This is a genomic window from Sphaerisporangium sp. NPDC005288 (genome assembly GCF_040607475.1).
Classification (GTDB): Bacteria; Actinomycetota; Actinomycetes; order Streptosporangiales; family Streptosporangiaceae; genus Sphaerisporangium; species Sphaerisporangium rhizosphaerae.
Map to the genome: position 1 here is coordinate 68,163 of NZ_JBEXGT010000022.1, position 21,743 is coordinate 89,905.

The window sequence follows — 21,743 nt, forward strand, 5'->3', positions numbered from 1 at the left end:
CCCGCAGGGACGGCCGGGCCGCCGGCGCGGACGGCCAGGCCTCCGGCGGGGCGGCCGGTCGCCGGTGAAGGTCGGGGAGCTTCCGGGTCGTATCGCGCAATACGCCCCGGAGTGCCGGGCCGCACGGCTCCGGGCTCGCGAGGGACCGGAACGTGCGGCCAACGGCAGCCCCGACCGACCGGCTCGACGCCGGAACCGAAGACCGCACCGGTCAGACCGGCTCGGTGAGACCGGCTCGGCCTCCGGACCGCGGACCGCACCGGTCAGACCGGCCCGACCTCCGGACCGCACCGATCAGACCGGCTCGATCTCCGGAGCGCGGACCAGACGATCAGGCAGGTTCGATCTCCGGAGCGCGGATCGCGGACGGGTCAGACCGGTTTGGTGTCGGGTTCGGGGACCGGGACGATGTCGGGGGCGCCGAGGCGGATGGCGTCGGCCTCCTGGTCGGTGTCCTGCTCCTGCGAGGCGCGCTCGGCCTCGACGCGCTTGGCGTAGTACTCCACCTCGCGCTTGACCTGCTCGGCGTCCCAGCCCAGCGGCCCGGCGAGCAGCTCGGCCGCCTCCTGGGCGACGGCCGTGCCCCGGTGGAAGGTCTCGATCGAGATCCGCGTACGCCGCGCCAGCACGTCGTTCAGATGGCGGGCGCCCTCGTGCGTCGCCGCGTACACGATCTCGGCGCGCAGGTAGTCGTCGGCGCCCGACAGCGGCCGGGCCAGCGACGGATCCCGCTCGATCAGGGCCAGCACCTCGTCGATCATCGTGCCGTACCGCTGGAGCAGGTGCTCGATGCGGGCCACGTGCAGCCGCGACGACCGCGCCAGCCGGTGGCGGGCGTTCCACAGCGCCTGGTAGCCCTCGGCCCCGACGAGTGGGATCTTGTCGGTGCACGACGCCGGCACCCGCTGGTCCAGTCCGTGGACCACCGCGTCGACCGCGTCCCTGGCCATCACCCGGTACGTCGTGTACTTGCCGCCGGCGATCATCACCAGTCCGGGCACGGGGTGGGTCACGACGTGCTCGCGGGACAGCTTGGAGGTCTCCTCCGACTCTCCGGCCAGCAGGGGTCGCAGCCCCGCGTACACGCCTTCGACGTCGTCGCGGGTCAGCGGCACCGACAGCACCTCGTTGACGTGGTCGAGCACGTAGTCGATGTCCTGCCGGGAGGCGGCCGGGTGGACCCTGTCCAGCGACCACTGGGTGTCGGTGGTGCCCACGATCCAGTGGCGGCCCCACGGGATCACGAACAGCACGGACTTCTCGGTGCGCAGGATGATCCCGGTCAGGGAGTGGATGCGGTCGCGCGGCACCACCAGGTGCACGCCCTTGGACGCGCGGACGTGGATCTGGCCGCGTCCGCCGACCATCTCCTGGATCTCGTCGGTCCACACACCGGTCGCGTTGACCACCTGCCGGGCGCGGATGCTCAGCTCCGCCCCGCCCTCGAGGTCGCGCACCCGGACGCCGGTGACCCGCTCTCCCTCGCGCAGGAAGCCGACCACCTTGGTGCGCGAGGCCACGTGCGCCCCGTACGAGGCGGCCGTGCGCAGCATCGTCGTGACGTACCGGGCGTCGTCCACCTGGGCGTCCCAATATTGCACCGCGCCGGTGAGCGCCGACTTGCGCAGCGCCGGAGCGAGTCGCAGCGCCCGGCGCCGCGACAGGTGCCGGTGCCCCGGCATGCCCCGGGTGAGCCCGGTGGAGAAGCCGAGCGTGTCGTACAGGGTCAGCCCGGCGGCGACGTAGGGCCGCTCCCACACATGGTGGGTCAGGGGGAACAGGAAGGGCACCGGACGGACCAGATGGGGGGCGATGCGCTGCAGGAGCAGCGCCCGCTCCTGCAACGCCTCGCGCACCAGGTCGAAGTTGAGCTGCTCCAGGTATCGCACGCCACCGTGGATCAGCTTGGAGGAACGGGAGGAGGTGCCGGAGGAGAAGTCGCGCGCCTCGGCCAGGCCGACGGTGAGCCCGCGCGTCACGGCGTCCAGCGCCACGCCCGAGCCGACCACGCCGCCGCCCACCACGAAGACGTCCAGCTCGTAGTCGGGATCGGCCATCCGGGTCAGCGCCGCCGACCGCTCGGCCGGGCCCATGCGCGCCGAATGCATGCCGCCGTCGCGGATCTCCACCTCAGCACCCTCCCACTGAACCGATGAGTCGACACGCTCCACGCCTACGCCACTTTCGGGCACCTCGTGCCCGCGCGGACCTACGCGCCGTCGGGCCCGCTGCCGCGCGTCCCCGCCCGTTCGCGCCGCCGGGTCGCCGCCATGCGCGGCCTTCGCTTCTGTGCCCGCATCGGCCCCGCCGGCTGTGTGCGCTGTCATCTGCGACCCCCTGGGGTGCGGCTTGTCGCGTCGTGTCCAATTTCTACCCGTGAGTAGATACCAGCATGCGATAGGCGTGCTCCACCGGGGTCGGCGCGGATCGCCGATGGACCGGCTCACGCGTGCCGTGCTCCATCAACCACCCCACCGATCCCCGTGCGCCCCACCTCCCACCGGTAGATCTTTCCGTCGCTCAGACCCGCACCACCCGCAGGCCGGCGTCGGTGAAGGCGGCGGCGTCGGCGTCGGTCAGGCTCGCGTCGGTGATCAGCGTGTCGATCTGGCCGATGTCGCAGATCTTCGCGAACGCGCGCCGGCCCACCTTGGAGGCGTCCGCCACGGCGACGACGCGAGAAGCCCTGCCGATCAGCAGGTTGTTCACGCTCGCCTCGCCCTCGTGGTGGGCTGACGCGCCCGCCCCGGCGTCGATGCCGTCGACCCCGAGAAAGGCGATGTCCAGGGTGACCTGCTGGAGCACCCCGGTGGCCAGCGGGCCGATCAGCTCGTACGACTGCGGCCGGGCGACCCCGCCGGTGACGACGAGCTTGACGTTCCGCCGCACGGTCAGCTCGGCGGCGATGTTGAGCGCGTTGGTCACGACGGTGATCTGGGCGCCGGCCGGTATCCGCACGGCGAGCGTCCGCGCGACCTCCGACGTCGTCGTGCCGCCGTTCATGCCGACCACGGCCCCGGGCTGGACCAGGGCGGCCGCCGCCTCGGCGATGCGCTGCTTCTCGCCGGCGTGCCGGGCCGTCTTGTAGCGGAGCGGCAGGTCGTAACTGACGCTCTGGGCGACGGCGCCGCCGCGCGTGCGCATGAGCATCTGCTGCTGTGAGAGCTCGTCGAAGTCGCGCCGGATCGTCGCGGTCGACACCCCGAGGGTGCCCGCGGCCTCCTCCACCGTGAGGCGCCCCTGCTGGGCGAGGAGCTCCAGCAGGGAGTTCCAGCGTTCATACCGGCTCATGGTCCGAAAGCGTCGCACACCACACCGCCACATTCACCTGTCCACCCGACCTCGTCTGCACAATCATGCTCATTACTGTGGTAAAACCCGCAGAAGAGAGCAACCGTGTGGAGGAGGGCCCGTGACAACGCACACCGAGATGGAGATCGCCTCGCAACCGGCCTGCTGGCGCCGCGGAGCCGAGATGGCCGCCACCGCGGCCCTCCCGCGGCTCGGCGAGCGCGTGGCCGTCGTCGGCTGCGGCACCTCCTGGTTCATCGCCCAGGCGTACGCCGTCCTGCGCGAACGCGCCGGCCACGGCGAGACCGACGCCTTCGCCGCCTCCGAAGCGCCCATCGCCGTGCCGGCCTCCGCGAGCCCCCACACCCGCGAAGCCCCGCTCGCCACACCGACCTCCGCCGGTTCCCACGCCGCCGAGGCCCCACTGGCCACACCGACCTCCGCCGGTTCCCAGGGCGCCGAAGCCCCACCCGCCACACCGACCTCCGCGGGTTCCCCGGCCGCCGAAGCCCCGCTCGCCGTACCGACCTCCGCGGCCCCGCCCAGCGCCGGGGCCGCCTACGGCCGGGCCTACGACCGGGTGCTCGCCCTGACCCGGTCCGGCACCACCACCGAGGTGCTCGACCTGCTGCGCCGCCTCGACGGCACCCCGGTGACCGTCGTCACCGCCGACCCGCGGACCCCCGTGATGTCCCTCGCCGACGAGGTCGTGGTCCTCGACTTCGCCGACGAGCGGTCGGTCGTCCAGACGCGCTTCGCCACCACGCAGCTCGCCCTGCTGCGCGCCCACCTCGGCGAGGACCTCGGCCAGGCGATCGCCGACGCCGAACGTGCCATCGCCGAGCCGGTTCCCGAGGCCTTCGTCGCGGCCGAGCAGTTCACCTTTCTCGGCCGGGGATGGACGTGCGGGCTGGCGCAGGAGGCCGCGCTCAAGATGCGCGAGGCGTCCCGTTCCTGGACCGAGGCGTACCCGGCGATGGAGTACCGCCATGGGCCGATCAGCATCGCCGGCCCCGGCCGCGTGACCTGGATGCTCGGCACCGCCCCCGAAGGGATCGCCGAGGACGTGCGCGCGGCGGGGGGCGCCTTCGTCGGTGGGAACGCCGATCCGATGGCCGAGCTGGTCCGTGTCCAGCGGGTCGCGGTGGCCCGCGCCAATGCCCTCGGCCTGGACCCCGACCAGCCACTTCACCTGACCCGATCTGTGATCCTGTCCTCATGAGCATCACACTGGCCGACGCCCGCGTCGTGACCCCCGCAGGTGTGCACGACGGCTGGATCACCATCGAGGACGGGCGCATCACCCATATCGGCCGCGGACGCGCCCCTCACGGCGACGGGCACGGCCTGGACGGGCGGTACGTCGTCCCCGGGTTCGTCGACGTCCACACTCATGGCGGCGCCGGCGGGTCGTTCCCGTCCGGCGACCAGGAGGAAGCGCGGCGCATCGCCGCCTTCCACGCCGCGCACGGCACCACGACGATCATGGCGAGCCTGGTGACCGCCTCGCTCGCCGACATCGCCCGCGCCACCACCGCCCTGGCGGAACTGTGCGAGGACGGCGTGCTGGCCGGTATCCACTTCGAGGGGCCCTACATCGCGCGATCCCGCTGCGGCGCGCACGACCCGGCTCTGCTGCGCGACCCGTCCCCCCGCGAGCTCGCCGGCCTGCTCAAGGCCGGACGGGGGCACGTCCGCATGCTCACCATCGCCCCCGAGCTGCCCGGCGGGCTCGACACCATCCGCGCGGCCGTGTCGGACGGTGTGATCGCCGCCCTGGGGCACAGTGACGCCACCTACGACCAGGCGATCGCCGGCATCGAGGCCGGCTGCACGGTCGCCACCCACCTCTACAACGCCCTGCCGTCGCTGCACCACCGCGAGCCCGGGCCCGTCGCCGCGCTGCTGGAGGACGAGCGCGTCACCGTCGAGCTGATCAACGACGGGCTGCACGTCCACCCGGCCATGCTCCGCCTGGCCGCCCGCGCCGCGGGCACCGGCCGTGCGGTACTGATCACCGACGCGATGGCCGCCGCCGGCATGGGCGACGGCACCTACCGGCTCGGCCCGATGGAGGTCGAGGTGTCCGGCGGCGCCGCGCGGCTGGTCGAAGGCGGCGCCATCGCCGGCAGCACGCTGACCATGGACGTCGCCTTCCGCCGCACGGTGCGGGAGGTCGGCCTGTCGGTCGCCGACGCCGCCGTGATGGCCTCGCTCACCCCCGCCCGCGTGCTGGGGCTGGACGACCGCGTCGGCTCCATCGCCGTCGGCAAGGACGCCGACCTGGTCGTCATGGACGAGGACCTCACCGTCCACCGCGTCATGAGACACGGCACCTGGATCACCACCCCATGACCCGAGCCCTCCCCCCGCGCACCTCCCCCACTCCCCCGAGGACACGGCCGGACTCGGCATCGGCTCGGCTCGGTGATGTCCGACGCCTCGTTCTCATGGGGATCTGGTGGAGGGAGGGAATTCGCCACCCCGCCGGAGGGGGCGGGGTGGCGGGGTGGGTCAGGGGACGTGGGGGGCTACCACTACCTCTACGCGCTGGAACTCTTTGAGGTCGGAGTAGCCGGCGGTGGCCATGGTGCGGCGGAGGGCGCCCATGAGGTTCATGGAGCCGTCGGCGACGGTGGACGGGCCGTGCAGGATCTGTTCGAGGGTGCCGATGGTGCCGACCTCGACGCGGGCGCCGCGCGGGAGCTCGCCGTGGTGGGCCTCGGAGCCCCAGTGGTGGCCGCGACCGGGGGCCTCGGCGGCCCGGGCGAGGGGCGAGCCGACCATGACGGCGTCGGAGCCGCAGGCGATGGCCTTGGCGATGTCACCGGAGCTGGTCATCCCGCCGTCGGCGATGACGTGGACGTACCGGCCGCCCGACTCGTCGAGGTAGTCGCGGCGGGCCGCGGCGACGTCGCCGATCGCGGTCGCCATCGGCACGGCCACGCCGAGCACGGTGCGGGTGGTGTGGCCCGAGCCGCCGCCGAACCCGACCAGCACGCCGGCGGCGCCGGTGCGCATCAGGTGCAGGGCCGCGGTGTAGGTGGCACAGCCGCCCACGATGACCGGGACGTCGAGCTCGTAGATGAACTGCTTGAGGTTGAGCGGCTCGGCGCGGCCGGAGACGTGCTCGGCGGAGACCGTGGTGCCCCGGATGACGAAGATGTCGGCGCCGGCGTCGATGACGGCCTTGTAGTGCTGGGCGGTGCGCTGGGGCGACAGCCGCGCCGCGGTGGTGACGCCCGCGGACCTGATCTCCTCGATGCGGCGACCGATGAGCTCGTCGCTGATCGGGGCGGAATAGATCTCCTGAAGGCGCTTGGTCGCGGCCTCGCCGTGCATCTCGGCGACCTCGGACAGCAGCGACGCCGGGTCCTCGTAGCGGGTCCACAGACCTTCGAGGTCGAGGACGGCGAGCCCGCCGAGCCGCCCGATCTGGATGGCCGTCCTGGGCGAGACGACGCTGTCCATGGGGCTCACCACGACCGGCAGGTCGAAGCGGTAGGCGTCGATCTGCCAGGCGATGGAGACCTCTTCGGGGTCGCGGGTGCGCCGCGACGGCACGATGCCGATCTCGTCCAGCGCGTACCCGCGGCGTCCGCTCTTGCCACGCCCGATCTCTACCTGAGTCATGCTCTTGTCGTTCCCGTCCCTCGGTGAAGCCGCCGCTGTACTCGCGCGTCCTCGTACGTCATTACCCTCGCGCGCCCCGTTCGTCCACGGGGCGCGTCATCCCATCTGGTGCGCGGGGAGTCAGCGGCCGTGGTAGTTGGGGGCCTCTACGGTCATCTGGATGTCGTGGGGGTGGCTCTCGTTGAGGCCGGCCGAGGTGATGGGCATCAGCTGGCCGTTCTCGTGGAGGTCGTCGATGGTGCGCGAGCCCGTGTACCACATGCCCTGGCGCAGGCCGCCGACGAGCTGGTGGGCGACCGCCGCCACCGGGCCGCGGTAGGGCACCTGGCCCTCGATGCCCTCGGGGATGAACTTGTCCTCGCTGGCGACGTTCTCCTGGGAGTAGCGGTCTTTGCTGAAGGAGCCGCCGCGCTCGCGGTTGCGGACGGCGCCCAGCGACCCCATGCCACGGTAGGACTTGAACTGCTTGCCGTTGATGAAGATCAGCTCGCCGGGCGACTCTTCGCAGCCGGCGAGCAGGGAGCCGAGCATGACGGTGTTGGCGCCGGCGGTCAGCGCCTTGACGATGTCGCCGGAATACTGCAGGCCGCCGTCGCCGATCATCGGCACCCCGGCGGGACCGCAGGCGAGCGACGCCTCGTAGATGGCCGTGACCTGCGGGGCGCCCACCCCGGCCACGACGCGGGTGGTGCAGATGGAGCCCGGGCCCACCCCGACCTTGACGGCGTCGGCGCCGGCGTCGATGAGCGCCTGGGCGCCGGCGCGCGTGGCGACGTTGCCGCCGATGACGTCGACCCTGCCGTTGGCCTTGATCTTGGCGATCATGTCGCACACCCCGTGGGAGTGGCCGTGGGCGGTGTCGACCACGATCACGTCGACGCCCGCCTCGATCAGCGCCATGGCGCGCTGCTCGGCGTCACCGGCGACGCCCACCGCCGCGCCGACGACCAGGCGGCCGTCGGAATCCTTGGTGGCGAGAGGATATTGCTCGCTCTTGGTGAAGTCTTTGACCGTGATGAGGCCGCGCAGCCTGCCCTCGGCGTCGACGAGGGGGAGCTTCTCCACCTTGTTCTGGCGCAGCAGGTGGAACGCCTGGTCGCGGGAGACCCCGACCGGCGCGGTGACCAGCGGCATGGGGGTCATGACCTCGCGCACGACCCGGCTCTGGTCGGTCTCGAAGCGCATGTCGCGGTTGGTGACGATGCCGACCAGGACGCCGCCGCGGTCGGTGACCGGGACGCCGGAGATGCGGTAACGGGCGCAGAGCTGCTCGACGTCGGCGAGGGTGTCGTCGGGCGAGCAGGTCACCGGGTTGGTGACCATGCCGGCCTCGGAGCGCTTGACCAGATCGGCCTGCTGGGCCTGCTCTTCGATGGAGAGGTTGCGGTGCAGTATGCCGATGCCGCCCTGACGTGCCATCGCCACGGCCATGCGCGCCTCGGTGACGGTGTCCATCGCGGCGGAGACCAGGGGGATGCGCAGCGTGATCGACCGCGACAGGCGGGTGGTGGTGTCGGCGTCACCCGGCTGCAGATCGGAGTACGCGGGCACCAGGAGCACGTCGTCGAACGTGAGCCCCGGCTCGGTGAACTTGGCCATCTGCAACCCTCCTGCCATGGCGCTCTCAAGATGGGGAAAGGCGCCGGCCCCCTGCGGTCAGTTTAGTGGTCCGCTCATCACCGGCTCGGCGACCCTGTGGACAACCGGCCCGACGATCCGGCGGCCGTCCGTTCCTGTGGATGAACGGGTCGAGAGATCCGATGATCTGCCGGTTCGGTGGGCGGCCGGTCGATGTGGCACAGCGGACAGAGAAATTTCAGGTCCTGTCATCTTTTCGGCACCAGAGAGCGGAGATCTCAGTCCTGGCGCCCGGTGTGGACAACGCACGGCGAGGCGTCACGCTTCCCTCGGCCCGCGAACCCCTGCCCCATCGGCGCAGACCGTCCCTTCCCTGGAGAAGCGGGGTCTCCTGCTCGCCGGGCCGGCGCTCCTCACGCCGCCAGGCGGCGTGTGACCGCCGTGACCGCTGTGCCACGGGAGGCGAAGGCGAGGTGGCGGGCGTCCTGGGCATCCCCGCCACTTGCCCTCATCAGGGTAGGTGGGGGTCATAAGGTGGAATGCGTGCTGGAAGACGTCCCCCGCGACCCCTTCGCGGAAGACCCCAACGACCCTGCCTCCGTGCTCGGTGATCTCGACGACTCCGAGCCGCTCACCACGACCGAACGCGAGGAGGCGCTGACCGACCTCGCCGATGTAGAGGTCTTCCGCTCGCTCCTTGAGCCCCAGGGGGTTCTCGGGCTGGTCCTCGACTGCCCCGAGTGCGGTGAACGGCACTACTTCGACTGGGACCTGCTGCGCGGCAACCTGCGGCAGATGATCGACCACGGCCGCCCCCAGGTGCACGAGCCGGCCTTCGCCCCCGACCCTGCCGACTACGTGAGCTGGGAGTACGCCAGAGGCTACGTCGACGGGGTGATCGACACCGAGGAGAGCCGCTGATCGACGTCCCTGGTGAGCGCCTGGAGCAGGCCCACCACAGGGTCGGCGTCCTGGTCGAGAGGCCGCCGCCCGGCGAGCGCGTCGATGATCGCGTCCGTCCTGACCACGTCGGCGTCGGCGTCGGACCCCCGTTTTCGCAGTGAACGGGCCGGGTGGAGGGCGGTCAAGCTATCGACTCCATGTCGGCCATCGCCCGCAGCCTTGCCAGCGCCCGATGCTGGGCGACGCGAACCGCACCTGGTGACATACCCAGTACGTTACCGGTCTCCTCGGCCGACAGTCCCGACACCACCCGCAGAATGATCAGCTCGCGCTGGTTCTCCGGAAGACGCGACAGCAGCGCGCGGGCGTGTTCGGCCTCGATGTAGCGCACCACGGTCTCCTCGGGCCCCGGCCCCTGGTCGGGACCGTCCGGCAGGTCCTGGGTGGGCACGGCGGAGCGCACCGAACTGCGCAGCGCGTCGGCGACCTTGTGCGAGGCGATGCCGAAGACGAACGAGGCGAACGGGCGCCCCATGTCGCGGTAGCGCGGCAGCGCGGCCAGCACAGCGATGCAGACTTCCTGGGCCACGTCGTCGGCTATGTGGTAATGGCCGGACACCCGGCCCAGACGGGCACGGCAATAGCGCACCACCATCGGGCGCAGTTGCCCGAGCAGTGACTCGATCGCGGTGCGATCTCCTTGCACGGCGAGGCTCGTCAGATCCCTGAGGTCGGACTCGTCCGATCTCGTCGCAAGCCTTACCCCAGCTTTGGCGTCGGCGACGCATCCCTCGGTCACGTTAGGCATGATGCCCGCCACGATCGCGCATGTCGTCATAGTGAACGGATACGGATTGGTCACATTGACGCGACGATAACGCAGGGTAATCGAGCGAACACAGTAGTGTTTGCATATTTCACTCGCGACCCGAATTCGCTGGATATTCGTTAGATGTCGCACCAGCTCGCAGGCGGCGCGGAGCGCCCTGGCCGACGCACTGCCGCACCGGTCGGTTTACCGTCCCGTCAAATCGAGGGGCGGCAAAATCGATTCGACGCAAAAAACACGGCCCCCGCCCTGCGGCGGGAGCCGTGCTTCGATCGATTGATCGGATCAGTGGCCGTGACCGTGGCCGTGACCCTGACCCCCGGCGGCCGGAGCCTCCTCCTCGGGCTTGTCGACCACGAGGACCTCGGTCGTGAGCAGCATGCCGGCGATGGACGCGGCGTTCTGCACGGCCGAGCGGGTGACCTTGACCGGGTCGATGACGCCCTCGGCGATGAGGTCGCCGTAGGAGCCGGTGGCGGCGTTGAGGCCGTGGCCGGCCGGCAGCTCGCCGACCTTGGCCGTGACGACGTAGCCCTCCAGGCCGGCGTTCTCGGCGATCCAGCGGGCCGGCTCGACCAGCGAGCGGCGGACGATGGAGACGCCGGTCGCCTCGTCGCCGGTCAGGCCGAGGTCGTCCAGCTCCTTGGCCAGGTGCACGAGCGCGGAGCCACCGCCGGAGACGATGCCCTCCTCGATCGCGGCGCGGGTCGCGGAGATGGCGTCCTCGAGGCGGTGCTTCTTCTCCTTGAGCTCCACCTCGGTGGCCGCGCCGACGCGCAGGATGCAGATGCCGCCCGACAGCTTGGCGAGGCGCTCCTGGAGCTTCTCGCGGTCCCAGTCGGAGTCGGTCTGCTCGATCGCGTGCTGGATCTCGCGGACGCGGTCCTGGATGGCCTGGGGGTCGCCGGCGCCGTCGACGACGGTCGCGGTGTCCTTGGTGACCACGATGCGGCGGGCCGTGCCGAGCACCTCGGTGCCGGCGTTGGCCAGCGTGAGGCCGAGCTCCTCGGAGATCAGCTGGCCGCCGGTCAGGATCGCCATGTCCTGCAGCATCGCCTTGCGGCGGTCGCCGAAGCCGGGCGCCTTGACGGCGACCGAGGTGAAGGTGCCGCGGATCTTGTTGGTGACCAGGACGGCCAGGGCCTCGCCCTCGACGTCCTCGGCGACCACGAACAGCGGCTTCTTGGTCTGGGCGACCTTCTCGAGCAGCGGCAGGAACTCGGCGATCGAGGAGATCTTGCCCTGGTGGAGCAGGACGTAGGCGTCCTCGAGGACGGCCTCCATGCGCTCGGGGTCGGTCACCATGTACGGCGACAGGTACCCCTTGTCGAACTGGAGACCCTCGGTGAACTCGAGCTCCAGGCCCATGGTGTTGGACTCTTCGACGGTGATCACACCGTCCTTGCCGACCTTGTCGAACGCCTCGGCGATCAGCTCGCCGATCTTGGCGTCCTGCGCGGAGATCGTCGCCACATTGGCGATCTCCTTCTTGTCCTCGACGGGACGGGCCCGCTCGAGGAGGCGGTCGCTGACCGCGCGGGCGGCCAGGTCGATGCCGCGCTTGAGGGACAGCGGCGACGCGCCGGCGGCGACGTTGCGCAGGCCCTCGCGGACCATCGCCTGGGCGAGCACGGTGGCGGTGGTGGTGCCGTCACCGGCGATGTCGTTGGTCTTGGTCGCCACTTCCTTGGCGAGCTGAGCGCCGAGGTTCTCGTATGGCTTCTCGAGCTCGACCTCGCGGGCGATGGTGACGCCGTCGTTGGTGATGGTCGGCGCACCGAACTTCTTGTCGATGACGACGTTGCGGCCGCGCGGCCCGAGGGTCACCTTGACGGCGTCCGCGAGGGCGTTGACGCCGCGCTCAAGAGCGCGCCGCGCGTCCTCCTCGAACTCCAGGATCTTGGGCATTAAAAGGTCCTCCCAGCGTCAGGCCCCGGGCCTCGTGAAAGGGCCCGGGGCTTGACACGCGTATTCGGGTAAGGCTCCGTACAGGTGGTCGCTTACGCGCCCCGGGGCTTACTTCTCGATGATCGCGAGAACATCGCGGGCGGAGAGCACGAGGTACTCCTCGCCGCCGTACTTGACCTCGGTACCGCCGTACTTGCTGTAGAGGACCACGTCCCCTTCCTTGACGTCGAGCGGGATGCGCTTCTCGCCGTCTTCGTCCCAGTTGCCCGGGCCCACCGCGAGGACCTTGCCCTCCTGGGGCTTCTCCTTGGCGGTGTCCGGGATGACCAGTCCGGAAGCGGTCGTCTGCTCGGCCTCAAGCGGCTGGACCACGATGCGGTCGCCGAGCGGCTTAACGGGAACCTTGGTGGCGGTCGTCACGATCGGACCTCCCCTTCAGATTGTGGTGATGAGCTGAAGAGGCGACCAGCGGCCTGCCGTCGCGGGTGTCAGACCTGCCTCGTCGCATTATTGATTGGCACTCTCACTAGCCGAGTGCCAACACTGAACAGTATGCAAGGCCGCCGACACAGTCAACACGGACAGGCCGCCCCAGGTCAGTCCGGTCATGAGCCACCGTACGACTCGCCCGAATTGTCCGCCTATGGGGGCGGCCTCGGCGCACGGTCGCGGTGACCCCGCGCGCTCACGAGGTCCGGCCACGCAGGTGGGAGCAGCGCGATAGCGTCGGGAGACGTGGACCTCTACGCCTTCCGCGAATTGCTGACCCCCCGCGGGCAGAAAGCCCTCGGCGAGGCCGTGGGCGCTGTGACGGACGGCACAGATCCGGTGACGGCCGCCAGCCGGCTGAGGAAGACCTACGACGCCCCTCTCGCCGCGGCCGCCCTCACCCAGGCGCGACTCCGGGCGCGCGGCGCGGTCAAGTTCGGGCACGACGCCGCCCGCATGTACTTCACCCCCGACGGGCTGGAGCAGGCCACCCGCGCCGAGGTGGCCGCCCACCGCGCCCGCCGCTTCGCCGCCGGCGCGCGCGTGGCCGACGCCTGCTGCGGCGTCGGGGGCGACCTCATCGCCCTGGCCCGCGCCGGATGCGAGGTCGACGCCGTGGACCTCGACCCGCTCACCGTCGAGGTCGCGCGGGCGAACGTCCTCGCGCTCGACCTCGGCGACCGCGTCACCGTCCGCGCCGCGGACGCCGCGGAGGTGGACCCGGCGGCCTACGACGTGCTGTTCGCCGACCCGGCGCGGCGGTCCACCGGCAGGCGGGTCTTCGACCCGATGGGGTACTCGCCGCCGTGGCCCGCCGTGCTCGCCATGGTGGCCCGGGCGCGCGCCGCCTGCCTGAAGGTCGCGCCGGGCATCCCCTACGAGTTCATCCCGCAGGGCGCCGAGGCCGAATGGGTGTCCTACCGCGGCGAGGTCAAGGAGGCCGTCCTGTGGACGGGCGCCTTCGCCGCGGGCGGGGACCCGGGCTCCGCCGAGACGATCCTGCGCAGGGCGACCCTGCTGCCTTCCGGTCACACGTTGCCGGCCGACCCGTCCCTCGGCGCGCCCGGCCACGGGCCGGTGGCGCGCTATCTGTACGAACCGGACGGCGCGGCCATCAGGGCGCATCTCGTGGCCGAGGTCGCCGCCCAGGTGTCCGGCCACCTGCTCGACCCGCACATCGCCTACATCACCGGGGACGACCCGGCCACGACTCCGTGGGCGTCGCGGTACGAAGTCCGGGAAACCCTGCCTTTCTCCCTCAAACGCCTGCGCGCCGCACTCCGGGAACGCCGCGTCGGCACGGTGACGCTGAAGAAACGCGGTTCGGCGCTCGACCTGGAGCGCCTACGGCGAGATTTGCATCTTTCCGGGGATAATTCGTGTGTCGTGGTGCTGACCCGCATCGGCGAACGTCCCTTCGCCATCATCTGCGACCCATCCTGACCTGCCACGATGCCTTTCGCCGCCAACAAATGGGGGCAATCCAGCGATAATCACGATGTTTTAAAGTCGGACCCGAAAGTCACCGGCCGAGCCACTACAGTTGGCCAACGCGCGGGATTCTGCCTGATCCATGGTGCACCCGCCCGATTCGCCACAGAGAACGACCGTACCGACCCCACCGCCGTGCGGCCGACCGCCCGCGAGTGAAGGAGCTTTCGGTGGATCACTCCAACCACACCCTCCTCCAGGCTGGAAGCCAGACCGCCATCTCCGACCGCATGCGCGAACTGCTCGCCAGGGCGGCGCAGGACCACGTCTACGAGCAGCGCACCCAGGGCGCCGTGCTCGACGAGATCCGGCAGCGGCTGGAAGGCATGGAGTGGTTGCTGCGGGAGGTCCGCGAACGCGAGCTCGGCGGGTTGAACGGCGCGCTGGAAGGGGTCAGCGGCCGGCTCGGCGAGCTGGTCAGCCGTCCCCCCGCCTGGGCGGAGGGCCTGGCGCAGCACGTCGAGATCGTGCGCGACCGCGTCGACGGGGTGGGCAACCGCGTCGCCGGGCTCGGCGACCGCATCGAGGCCGTCGGCGACCGCGTCAAGCCCATCGCCGAGCTGCCCGGCCTGTGGACCGACCTCGGCACCGTGCGCGAAGGCGTCGCCGAGGCCCTCAAGCGCCTCCAGGCGGTCCTGGAGGGCACCCAGGGCATGCCCGAGCTGACCAGGCGCCTTGCCCAGCTCGGCGCGAGCATGGAAGCCGCGGGAGGCCGCTTCACGCGGGTCGACAAGGCCCTGCTCGACCTCACCCAGCGCACGGAGCGCGTCGAGGGCGGCGTCCTGGACCTCGGCGAGGGCCTGGACGAGACCCTCTCGTCGGCCGTCCAGCGCCTCACCGGCTCCATCGAGCAGCTCGCCGGCAAGGTCGACGGCATGACCGCCAAGCTCGCCGAGACCGAGACGTGCCTGGCCGCCCGCCTGGAGGGCGTCGAAGGCCGCCTTGCGCCGCTGGAGGCGCTGGACGGGCGGCTCGAGAGCGTGGACCAGCGCCTCGGGAGCGTCGACGGTCGGCTCGACGGCGTCGACGGTCGGCTCGCGGCGGTGAGCGACCGGCTGGCCGGCTTCGACGGGCGGCTCGAGACCATCGCGGGACGGGTGGACACCACCGACGGGCGGGTGAGCGACCTGTCGGGCCGCTTCGACACGGTCGACAGCCACGTCGGGGCGGTCGAAGGACGGCTGGAGACGGTCGACGTCCGCCTGCAGAGCATCGACGGCCGCATCGAGACCGCCCAATCGTGCCTCACCGAGCTCGACGGCCGCGTCGACACGGCCCAGTCCTGCCTCACCGGGCTCGACGACCGCATCGAGACGGTCCAGTCGTGCCTCGCCGGGGTCGACGGCAACCTCGCCGGCGTCAAACAGCAGATCGCCGACGCCGACGGCCGCCTCACCGACCTGGCCCAGCACCTCACCGGCGTCGACGGCCGCCTGTCCAAGCAGGACGAACGCCTCGGCGCCATCGACGCCGGGTTCGAGGACGTCAACGAGCGGCTGGAGATGGTGGACGACCGCGTCGAGGCGGTCAACCAGCGGGTGGGGCAGCTGCCCGCGCTGCTGGAGGTCGGCGAGGTGCACAAACGCGTCGGCGAGCTGATCCGCGCCCAGTCCGACGACCAGGGCAGGCGGTTCGACACGCTCGACGAGCGGCTCACCGAGGCCGCGGCGGCCCTGCCGCCCCTGGGCGAGCTGGTGGAGCTGGTCCGCGCCCGCCCCGACCGCGACCAGCTCTCAGAAACCGTCGACCAGATCGTCCAGCCGACGCACCGCGACCTCACCCGCAGGCTCGGAGCCCTGGAGGAGACCATGCTGGCGCTCGCCGAGGCCCTCCTGCGCCCCGCCCGCTCCCCCAAGGACTGACCGCGCCTCCCGACCGCCCGGCGCCGCCCCTCCAATGGGACCACCCCGGCGGCACCTCAAGACGGACCATCCCGGTGCCGCCCCACCCGACGGGCATCGGGTGGCGAGCCGTCAGACGTGGACGGTGGTCACGGGCATGGAGGAGTCGGCGGGAATGTCCAGCGGCGAGGGGGCCACCCCGGCCGCCACCAGCTCCGACCCGAGAGCGGCGATCATCGCGCCGTTGTCGGTGCACAACCCCGGACGCGGCACGCGCAGACGCACCCCTGCGGCGTCGCACCGCTCCTGCGCCAGCGCGCGCAGCCGCGAGTTGGCGGCCACGCCGCCCCCGATCAGCAGATCGTCCACCTCGTAGCGCCGGCACGCCTGCAACGCCTTGCGCGTCAGCACGTCCACCACGGCCTCCTGGAAGGACGCCGCCACGTCCGCCACGGGCACCGGCTCGCCCGCGCGCTCCTTGGCCTCCACCCAGCGCGCGACGGCCGTCTTGAGCCCCGAGAACGAGAAGTCCAGCGTGCCGTCGTCGTACTTGCCGCGCGGGAACGCGACCGCCGTCCCCGACCCCTCGGCCGCCGCGCGGTCGATGTACGGGCCGCCCGGGAAGGGCAGGCCGAGCACCCTGGCCACCTTGTCGAACGCCTCGCCCGCCGCGTCGTCCACCGTCGAGCCGAGGGAGATCACGTCCTTGGCGACGTCCGGGACCAGCAGCAGAGACGAGTGACCGCCCGACACCAGCATCGCGATCGACGGCTTGGGCAGCGGACCGTGCTCCAACTGGTCCACCGCCACGTGCGCCGCCAGGTGGTTCACCCCGTACAGCGGCACCCCGAGCCCCAGCGCGTACGCCTTGGCCGCCGCGACCCCCACCAGCAGCGCCCCGGCGAGCCCGGGGCCCGCGGTGACGGCCACGGCGTCGATGTCGGAGAAGCGCAGGCCCGCCTGCTCCAAGGCGCGCTCGACGGTCGGCGTCATGGCCTCCAGGTGCGCCCGCGACGCCACCTCCGGCACGACGCCGCCGAACCGCGCGTGCTCCTCCACGCTCGAGGCGACCGCGTTGGCCAGCAGCGTGTTCCCGCGGACGATGCCGACGCCCGTCTCGTCGCAGGAGGTCTCGATGCCCAGGACCAGAGGTTCCTCAGCCATTCGCGTTCCCCGCCTCCTCCAGCTTTCTCATCATCATGATCGCGTCGGTCCCGTCGTCGTAGTACTCGCGCCGCAACCCGATGCGCTCGAACCCGAAACGCTCGTACATCCCCTGCGCGGGCGGATTGTCCGCCCGGACCTCCAGGAACACCGCCGTCGCGCCCCGGCGCCCGGCCTCCTCCAGCAGCGCCCGCAACATCGCGCTGCCGATGCCCGCCCGCTGGTGGCCCGCGTTCACGGCGATCGTCTGCACGTCCGCCTGGTCGCCCGCCGCCGCCAGCCCGGCGTACCCGACCACCTCTCCGCCGGCCACGGCCACGATGTAGTGCCGGGTGCGCGGCTGGTCGGCCAGCTCGCCCCGCAGCATGCCCTCGCTCCAGGCGTCGAACGGGAACGTCGAACGCTCGATCGCCAGAACCGCCGGCAGGTCGTTCTCGGTCATCTGGCGCAGCGTGGCGCCGGTCATACGGTGACCTTCTTCGGCGGACCGGGCACCCGGGCGTCCGGACGGCGCAGGTAGATCGGATGCGGCGCCGTCAGCACCCCGTCGTCCCCAGGGGCGCCCTTGGCCAGGCGCTCGGCGGCCAGCCCGGCCAGCGCGCCCGCGGCCGGATAGTCGGCGGCGCCCGGCACCAGCCGGTCCTCGCCCACGATCTCGGCGTACATGCGCGCGCCCGCCCCGAGCACCGGCAACCCGCCCGGCACATCCTGCGGACGGTCCACCGACGGGCCCTCCACGCGCGTGCGCATGTCCGCGTAGCGCGCCCAGAAGACCTCCTTGCGGCGCGCGTCGGTCGCCACCATGAACGGCTCGTCCAGGCCGCTCGCGTACGCCAGCACATCCAGCGTGCACACCCCGTACGCCGGGACACCGGCCGTCAAGGCGAACGCCTGCGCCGTCACCAGCCCCACGCGCAGCCCCGTGTACGGCCCGGGACCCGCCCCCGCCACGATCGCCGTCACATCGCGCAGCGAGGCCCCCGCCTCGCGCAGAACCTCGCGCACGGACGGAACGAGCAGCTCACCGTGACGGCGCGCGTCGATCGTCGTCGACTCGGCGAGCACCCGCTCGCCGTCGTGAAGCGCCGCCGTGACGGCCGGAGTCGCGGTATCGAAGGCCAAGACCAGCACGAATCAAGCCTAGTGGTGTTTGGCTGTGCCTATGGCGCTCCCTCCGGTCGCGCGTGCTCGGGCGCCCTGCTTATGGCGCTCGCTCCGCTCGCGCGATGCTCGGGCGCCTTTGAGCCGGTGCCCTTCCCTCCTCACTCGGAAGCGCTCGTTCCTCGCACTTCCTCCCTCGTCGGTCAGGACACCGGCGCGCCCGAGCACGCCTTGGGGGCCAAGCCGTGGAAAACGGCATGGAAACACCCTGACGGGCAAGGCCACGAGGATTCAGGGGACGAGACCGCCACATGCCACAGGCGGGCGGGGAGCCGGAGCCGTGCTTGTGGCGCTCGCTCCGGTCGCGCGGAGCGAGCGCCATGGCGCAGGGTTAGGGCGTTTTTGAGGCGTAGACGATGATGTTGTCCAGGTATTCGTGGGTCTTGCGGTCGAAGACGCCGCCGCAGGTGATGAGGCGGAGGCCGTCGTCCACGTAGACGCGCTGGGCGGGGAAGTGGTCCTTGGCGATCTGCTCGATGGCGTCGACCTTGTAGGTGGCCGTCTTGCCGTCGCTGCGCAGGATCTTGACCAGGGCGCCCTTCTTGACGTCGCGGAGGCGGTAGAAGACCGCGGGGGCCGTCTTGGTGTCCACGTGCCCGATGATCACCGAGGCGCCCTCGTCGCCGGGCACGACGCTCTGGTCGAACCATCCGGCCGTCGCGGGCTTCTCGAACGGCGGCAGCTCGACCTCTCCGTCGTCGGAGAGCCCGAGCTTCATCAGGGGCGCCTTGAGGTCCAGCGAGGGGATGTCGATGCGCTTGGGGACGGTGGCGGCCTGCCGGGGCGCGGCGGCGTCCTTGTCCCGGTTGGTCATGGCGAACATGATCGTCCCGGTGACGAACCCGATCGCCACGACCTTCAGCCACTTGGGGGAGTCAGCCATGGGTGGTGCGGGGGCGCGAAGCTCAGCCGGTCTTGGACCTGCGGCGGGCCACCGCGACGCCGCCGGCCAGGGCCGCGGCGAGGGCCGCCGCGACCACCCCGCCAGGGATGCCGGAGGGCTCCTCGGCCGGTCCGCCGGCCGCCGTGCCGCCGCCGCCCGCGCGCGGCGCCCGGGTGGGCACGACGCGGTTACGGGTGGGGGTGGCCGTGGCCTTGGGCCGGGCGACCACGGTGAGGGTGGCCTTGCCGATGTCGTTGGTGGCCTCGCACTTGACCTCGACCTGGTAGCGGCCAGGGTTGGAGTCCTCGTCGACGAGGGCGAAGCCGTGCACCTCCGGCGGCGGCGCGGCCGCGGTCACCGGGGTGGAGGTCGCGGCCGGGCTGGCCGGGGGCGGCTGGGTCAGGGTGACCAGGCCGGTGAACGCGTCGGACCGCGCGGTGGCGCGGTAGGCGGTGCCGCCCTGCGGCAGCGGGCAGTACGCCCGGACCCTGATGGACCGCGTCGCCCCGCCCTGCACCCGGTCGGGAATGAGCTGGACACGGATGTCCTGCCTGCTCACCGACGGGCTCGGGGTGGGCGTCGGGGCGCCGCTCTGCGCCTCCGCCGTGCAGGCGACGCCTCCCGTGAGTAGGAATGCTCCAGCAACCGCGACCTGCCCGACCCTGTGCACCGTCGCACTCCACTTCGCCTGCGATACGACCCCGCCCGACACGACCACGCTTAGGCGCTACCCCACCTGCATACCCAGAAAAATAAGGGCAATCCATTGGAACGATCTTCATTCCGATGATCCATAGCAACAGGGGCGCGCGTCAAGGCTGGCTAGATTACCGGTCTAGATCGCGGAAAGGCGGTCAATCGAAGGAGCCGGGCATGTCCTTCCATCGCGCCCCGACGCCGCGCAGCCGCACCAGCCGCTCGTCGCCCGCGTCGCCGCGCTCGATGGTGATCTCGAGCCGGTCGTCGGCCAGGCCCTCCACCAGGCCCTCCCCCCACTCGACCACGGTGACGGAGTCCTCCAGGGAGGCGTCGAGGTCGAGGTCGTCGACCTCCAGCGCGCCCCCGAGCCGGTAGGCGTCCGCGTGGACCAGGGCCGGGCCGCCGGCCAGTGACGGGTGGACCCTGGAGATCACGAACGTCGGCGAGGTGATCGGGCCGCGGACCTTCAGCCCTTCGGCGATGCCCTGCACCAGCGTGGTCTTGCCGGCGCCCAGCGGGCCGGACAGCACCACGAGATCGCCGGGGCGCAGCAGACGGGCGACCTCCTCGCCCAGCGCCCACATCTCCTCGGTCGTCGCCGCGCGCCTCATCGTGGTCCCTCCACCGCGTGCCTGGTCGAACCGTGCATCGAACTCTCCCCCCGTACCCCGTACTCGCGGACCCCGCTCACGAGGCTTCCTCCTCGCCGGGACCCTCGTCCTGCTGTGGCGCCGCCCCGTCGGCCTTCCCCGAGCCGCCGGCGGCGACGGCGGACATGGTCGCCCCCGCCTCGTCCGCGGCCTCGGCGGGCCGCCCTGCCGCGGCGACCCTCTCGAGCAGTTCGGCGATCACCTCGTTGACGACCGCCGGCTTCTCCAGGAGCACCAGGTGCGAGGTGCCGGGGACCTCGGTGAGCCGCGAGGAGGGCACGCCGGCGTTGATCGCCTTGCTGTGGTCGGGCGGGGTCAGCCAGTCTTTGTCGCCCACGACGACCTCGACCGGCACCTTGCCCACGATGTCCAGCGCGGCCAGCTTGTCGTGCGACATCAGCGCCGGGTAGAAGTCGGCGATGACGTCGGTGGGCGTGGAGCGGATCATCGACTCGGCGAAGTCGACCACCGTGGGGCTGACGTTGGACGGGTCGCCGAACGCCAGGTAGCGCAGGGCGAGGAACGACACGTCGTTGCCGGCCTGCCTGCCCCGGTCGATGAGCGCGGCGCGGCGGCCGAGCACCGACACCGCCGGCGGCGCCGCCCAGTGGACGACCTTGGACACCAGCGCCGGCAGGCCCAGGGTGATCTCGGCCAGCTTGCCGGCCGAGGTGGAGATCAGCGCGACGCCGCGCACCTTGTCGCCGAACAGCTCGGGCCGGCTGTCGGCCAGCGCCATGACGGTCATGCCGCCCATGGAGTGGCCGACCAGCACACACGGACCGGGCACCAACTGCCTGAGGATCTCGGCGAGATCGTCCCCGAGGCGGTCGATGGTGCAGTCGTCGGCCGGGGTGCGCGCCGAGCGCCCGTGGCACCGCTGGTCCCAGAAGACCAGGCGGTAGCGGTCGCGCAGGTCGCGCCGCTGGTAGTGCCAGGAGTCGAGGTTCAGCGTGTACCCGTGGCAGAACACGACGGTGAGGGGGGCGTCCTCGGGCCCGTCGACCTCGGCGTACAGCTCGACGCCGTCGGAGGTCTTGACGGTCGTGCGCCGCCCGCGCAGCTCGCCGAACGGCTCGCTCGCCTCCAGGTCGGGCCGCAGGCGGATGCGGCCCACGACGTACCGTTTGGCCAGGGCCGTGGCCGCGAGCCCCGCCGACGCCGTCCCGACGACCGCCCCGGCGATTCCGACCCTGCGCCGTGTCGACATTCACGACCTCCTA

General features: G+C 71.7%; 20 protein-coding genes. 5 read left to right on the forward strand and 15 right to left on the reverse strand.

The genetic code is table 11. From position 1 onward, the window contains the following. Positions 1-371: 371 nt before the first annotated feature. Positions 372-2,108, reverse strand: coding sequence for a glycerol-3-phosphate dehydrogenase/oxidase (locus ABZU32_RS21560; protein ID WP_354924624.1), 1,737 nt, complete (start codon positions 2,106-2,108; stop codon positions 372-374). Between the two features lie 412 nt (positions 2,109-2,520). Further along, a complete protein-coding gene (locus ABZU32_RS21565) occupies positions 2,521-3,291 on the reverse strand; it encodes a DeoR/GlpR family DNA-binding transcription regulator (protein ID WP_354924554.1) in 771 nt (256 codons plus the stop codon). A gap of 121 nt (positions 3,292-3,412) precedes the next feature. Between ABZU32_RS21565 and ABZU32_RS21570 the strand changes: the two genes are divergently transcribed. Both ABZU32_RS21570 and nagA read left to right on the forward strand, forming a co-directional pair. After that, positions 3,413-4,513 carry a sugar isomerase gene (locus ABZU32_RS21570; RefSeq protein WP_354924556.1) on the forward strand — a complete coding sequence of 367 codons (1,101 nt, stop codon included), beginning with the start codon at positions 3,413-3,415 and terminating at the stop codon, positions 4,511-4,513. Next, positions 4,510-5,646, forward strand: a complete 1,137-nt coding sequence (nagA, locus tag ABZU32_RS21575; protein WP_354924558.1) for an N-acetylglucosamine-6-phosphate deacetylase — start codon at positions 4,510-4,512, stop codon at positions 5,644-5,646. The genes ABZU32_RS21570 and nagA overlap by 4 nt, the downstream gene beginning before the upstream one ends. Positions 5,647-5,805: 159 nt before the next feature. On the opposite strand, the gene ABZU32_RS21580 is transcribed toward nagA, so the two are convergent. Both ABZU32_RS21580 and guaB read right to left on the reverse strand, forming a co-directional pair. Then, positions 5,806-6,924 (reverse strand): GuaB3 family IMP dehydrogenase-related protein, encoded by a 1,119-nt coding sequence (locus tag ABZU32_RS21580; RefSeq protein WP_354924559.1) that lies wholly within the window; start codon positions 6,922-6,924, stop codon positions 5,806-5,808. A gap of 120 nt (positions 6,925-7,044) precedes the next feature. Further along, positions 7,045-8,523, reverse strand: a complete 1,479-nt coding sequence (gene guaB, locus ABZU32_RS21585; RefSeq protein WP_354837473.1) for an IMP dehydrogenase — start codon at positions 8,521-8,523, stop codon at positions 7,045-7,047. Between the two features lie 522 nt (positions 8,524-9,045). Here guaB and ABZU32_RS21590 point away from each other — a divergent pair. Next, positions 9,046-9,423: a DUF5319 domain-containing protein gene (locus ABZU32_RS21590; RefSeq protein ID WP_354837475.1), complete on the forward strand. Its 378-nt coding sequence runs from the start codon at positions 9,046-9,048 to the stop codon at positions 9,421-9,423. Here ABZU32_RS21590 and ABZU32_RS21595 read toward each other — a convergent pair. From ABZU32_RS21595 to groES, 4 genes are all read right to left on the reverse strand, one after another. Continuing rightward, a complete protein-coding gene (locus tag ABZU32_RS21595; RefSeq protein WP_354924561.1) occupies positions 9,384-9,590 on the reverse strand; it encodes a hypothetical protein in 207 nt (68 codons plus the stop codon). The two genes, ABZU32_RS21590 and ABZU32_RS21595, sit on opposite strands and share 40 nt — an antisense overlap. Next, positions 9,587-10,213 (reverse strand): sigma-70 family RNA polymerase sigma factor, encoded by a 627-nt coding sequence (locus ABZU32_RS21600; RefSeq protein WP_354837622.1) that lies wholly within the window; start codon positions 10,211-10,213, stop codon positions 9,587-9,589. Before ABZU32_RS21600 ends, ABZU32_RS21595 begins: the two co-directional genes overlap by 4 nt. A gap of 306 nt (positions 10,214-10,519) precedes the next feature. Beyond that, positions 10,520-12,142: a chaperonin GroEL gene (gene groL / locus ABZU32_RS21605; RefSeq protein ID WP_354924563.1), complete on the reverse strand. Its 1,623-nt coding sequence runs from the start codon at positions 12,140-12,142 to the stop codon at positions 10,520-10,522. Between the two features lie 108 nt (positions 12,143-12,250). Then, on the reverse strand, positions 12,251-12,565 hold the full coding sequence (gene groES, locus ABZU32_RS21610; RefSeq protein WP_082776538.1) for a co-chaperone GroES: 315 nt from the start codon (positions 12,563-12,565) through the stop codon (positions 12,251-12,253). A gap of 312 nt (positions 12,566-12,877) precedes the next feature. Here groES and ABZU32_RS21615 point away from each other — a divergent pair, with 312 nt between their 5' ends. Both ABZU32_RS21615 and ABZU32_RS21620 read left to right on the forward strand, forming a co-directional pair. Next, a complete protein-coding gene (locus ABZU32_RS21615) occupies positions 12,878-14,074 on the forward strand; it encodes a class I SAM-dependent methyltransferase (protein WP_354924565.1) in 1,197 nt (398 codons plus the stop codon). A 218-nt stretch (positions 14,075-14,292) separates the two neighbouring features. Beyond that, the gene (locus tag ABZU32_RS21620) at positions 14,293-15,984 is read left to right on the forward strand and encodes a hypothetical protein (RefSeq protein WP_354924567.1); all 1,692 of its coding nucleotides are present in this window, start codon (positions 14,293-14,295) and stop codon (positions 15,982-15,984) included. Positions 15,985-16,095: 111 nt separating this feature from the next. Here the strand turns inward: ABZU32_RS21620 and tsaD are convergent, their stop codons facing one another. The 7 genes from tsaD to ABZU32_RS21655 form a co-directional block, all read right to left on the reverse strand. After that, on the reverse strand, positions 16,096-17,127 hold the full coding sequence (gene tsaD, locus ABZU32_RS21625; RefSeq protein ID WP_354837485.1) for a tRNA (adenosine(37)-N6)-threonylcarbamoyltransferase complex transferase subunit TsaD: 1,032 nt from the start codon (positions 17,125-17,127) through the stop codon (positions 16,096-16,098). Continuing rightward, positions 17,120-17,593, reverse strand: a complete 474-nt coding sequence (gene rimI / locus ABZU32_RS21630; RefSeq protein ID WP_354924569.1) for a ribosomal protein S18-alanine N-acetyltransferase — start codon at positions 17,591-17,593, stop codon at positions 17,120-17,122. The genes tsaD and rimI overlap by 8 nt, the downstream gene beginning before the upstream one ends. Continuing rightward, positions 17,590-18,258 carry a tRNA (adenosine(37)-N6)-threonylcarbamoyltransferase complex dimerization subunit type 1 TsaB gene (gene tsaB, locus ABZU32_RS21635; protein ID WP_354924571.1) on the reverse strand — a complete coding sequence of 223 codons (669 nt, stop codon included), beginning with the start codon at positions 18,256-18,258 and terminating at the stop codon, positions 17,590-17,592. The genes rimI and tsaB overlap by 4 nt, the downstream gene beginning before the upstream one ends. A gap of 361 nt (positions 18,259-18,619) precedes the next feature. Beyond that, a complete protein-coding gene (locus tag ABZU32_RS21640) occupies positions 18,620-19,171 on the reverse strand; it encodes a class F sortase (RefSeq protein WP_354924573.1) in 552 nt (183 codons plus the stop codon). A 22-nt stretch (positions 19,172-19,193) separates the two neighbouring features. Beyond that, positions 19,194-19,841 (reverse strand): hypothetical protein, encoded by a 648-nt coding sequence (locus ABZU32_RS21645; RefSeq protein ID WP_354837497.1) that lies wholly within the window; start codon positions 19,839-19,841, stop codon positions 19,194-19,196. Positions 19,842-20,025: 184 nt separating this feature from the next. Continuing rightward, complete coding sequence (gene tsaE, locus ABZU32_RS21650) at positions 20,026-20,481, reverse strand: tRNA (adenosine(37)-N6)-threonylcarbamoyltransferase complex ATPase subunit type 1 TsaE (RefSeq protein WP_354924575.1); 456 nt, start codon at positions 20,479-20,481, stop codon at positions 20,026-20,028. A 76-nt stretch (positions 20,482-20,557) separates the two neighbouring features. Continuing rightward, positions 20,558-21,730: an alpha/beta hydrolase gene (locus ABZU32_RS21655; RefSeq protein WP_354924577.1), complete on the reverse strand. Its 1,173-nt coding sequence runs from the start codon at positions 21,728-21,730 to the stop codon at positions 20,558-20,560. Positions 21,731-21,743 lie beyond the last annotated feature (13 nt).

Bases quoted from the DNA above. Each gene is read 5' to 3' on its own strand.
- ABZU32_RS21640 (WP_354924573.1), bottom strand. From the start codon at position 19,171: ATGGCTGACTCCCCCAAGTGGCTGAAGGTCGTGGCGATCGGGTTCGTC.
- ABZU32_RS21600 (WP_354837622.1), bottom strand. From the start codon at position 10,213: ATGCCTAACGTGACCGAGGGATGCGTCGCCGACGCCAAAGCTGGGGTA.
- rimI (WP_354924569.1), bottom strand. From the start codon at position 17,593: ATGACCGGCGCCACGCTGCGCCAGATGACCGAGAACGACCTGCCGGCG.
- tsaE (WP_354924575.1), bottom strand. From the start codon at position 20,481: ATGAGGCGCGCGGCGACGACCGAGGAGATGTGGGCGCTGGGCGAGGAG.
- ABZU32_RS21565 (WP_354924554.1), bottom strand. From the start codon at position 3,291: ATGAGCCGGTATGAACGCTGGAACTCCCTGCTGGAGCTCCTCGCCCAG.
- ABZU32_RS21580 (WP_354924559.1), bottom strand. From the start codon at position 6,924: ATGACTCAGGTAGAGATCGGGCGTGGCAAGAGCGGACGCCGCGGGTAC.
- groL (WP_354924563.1), bottom strand. From the start codon at position 12,142: ATGCCCAAGATCCTGGAGTTCGAGGAGGACGCGCGGCGCGCTCTTGAG.
- ABZU32_RS21560 (WP_354924624.1), bottom strand. From the start codon at position 2,108: ATGCATTCGGCGCGCATGGGCCCGGCCGAGCGGTCGGCGGCGCTGACC.
- guaB (WP_354837473.1), bottom strand. From the start codon at position 8,523: ATGGCCAAGTTCACCGAGCCGGGGCTCACGTTCGACGACGTGCTCCTG.
- nagA (WP_354924558.1), top strand. From the start codon at position 4,510: ATGAGCATCACACTGGCCGACGCCCGCGTCGTGACCCCCGCAGGTGTG.
- ABZU32_RS21655 (WP_354924577.1), bottom strand. From the start codon at position 21,730: ATGTCGACACGGCGCAGGGTCGGAATCGCCGGGGCGGTCGTCGGGACG.
- tsaD (WP_354837485.1), bottom strand. From the start codon at position 17,127: ATGGCTGAGGAACCTCTGGTCCTGGGCATCGAGACCTCCTGCGACGAG.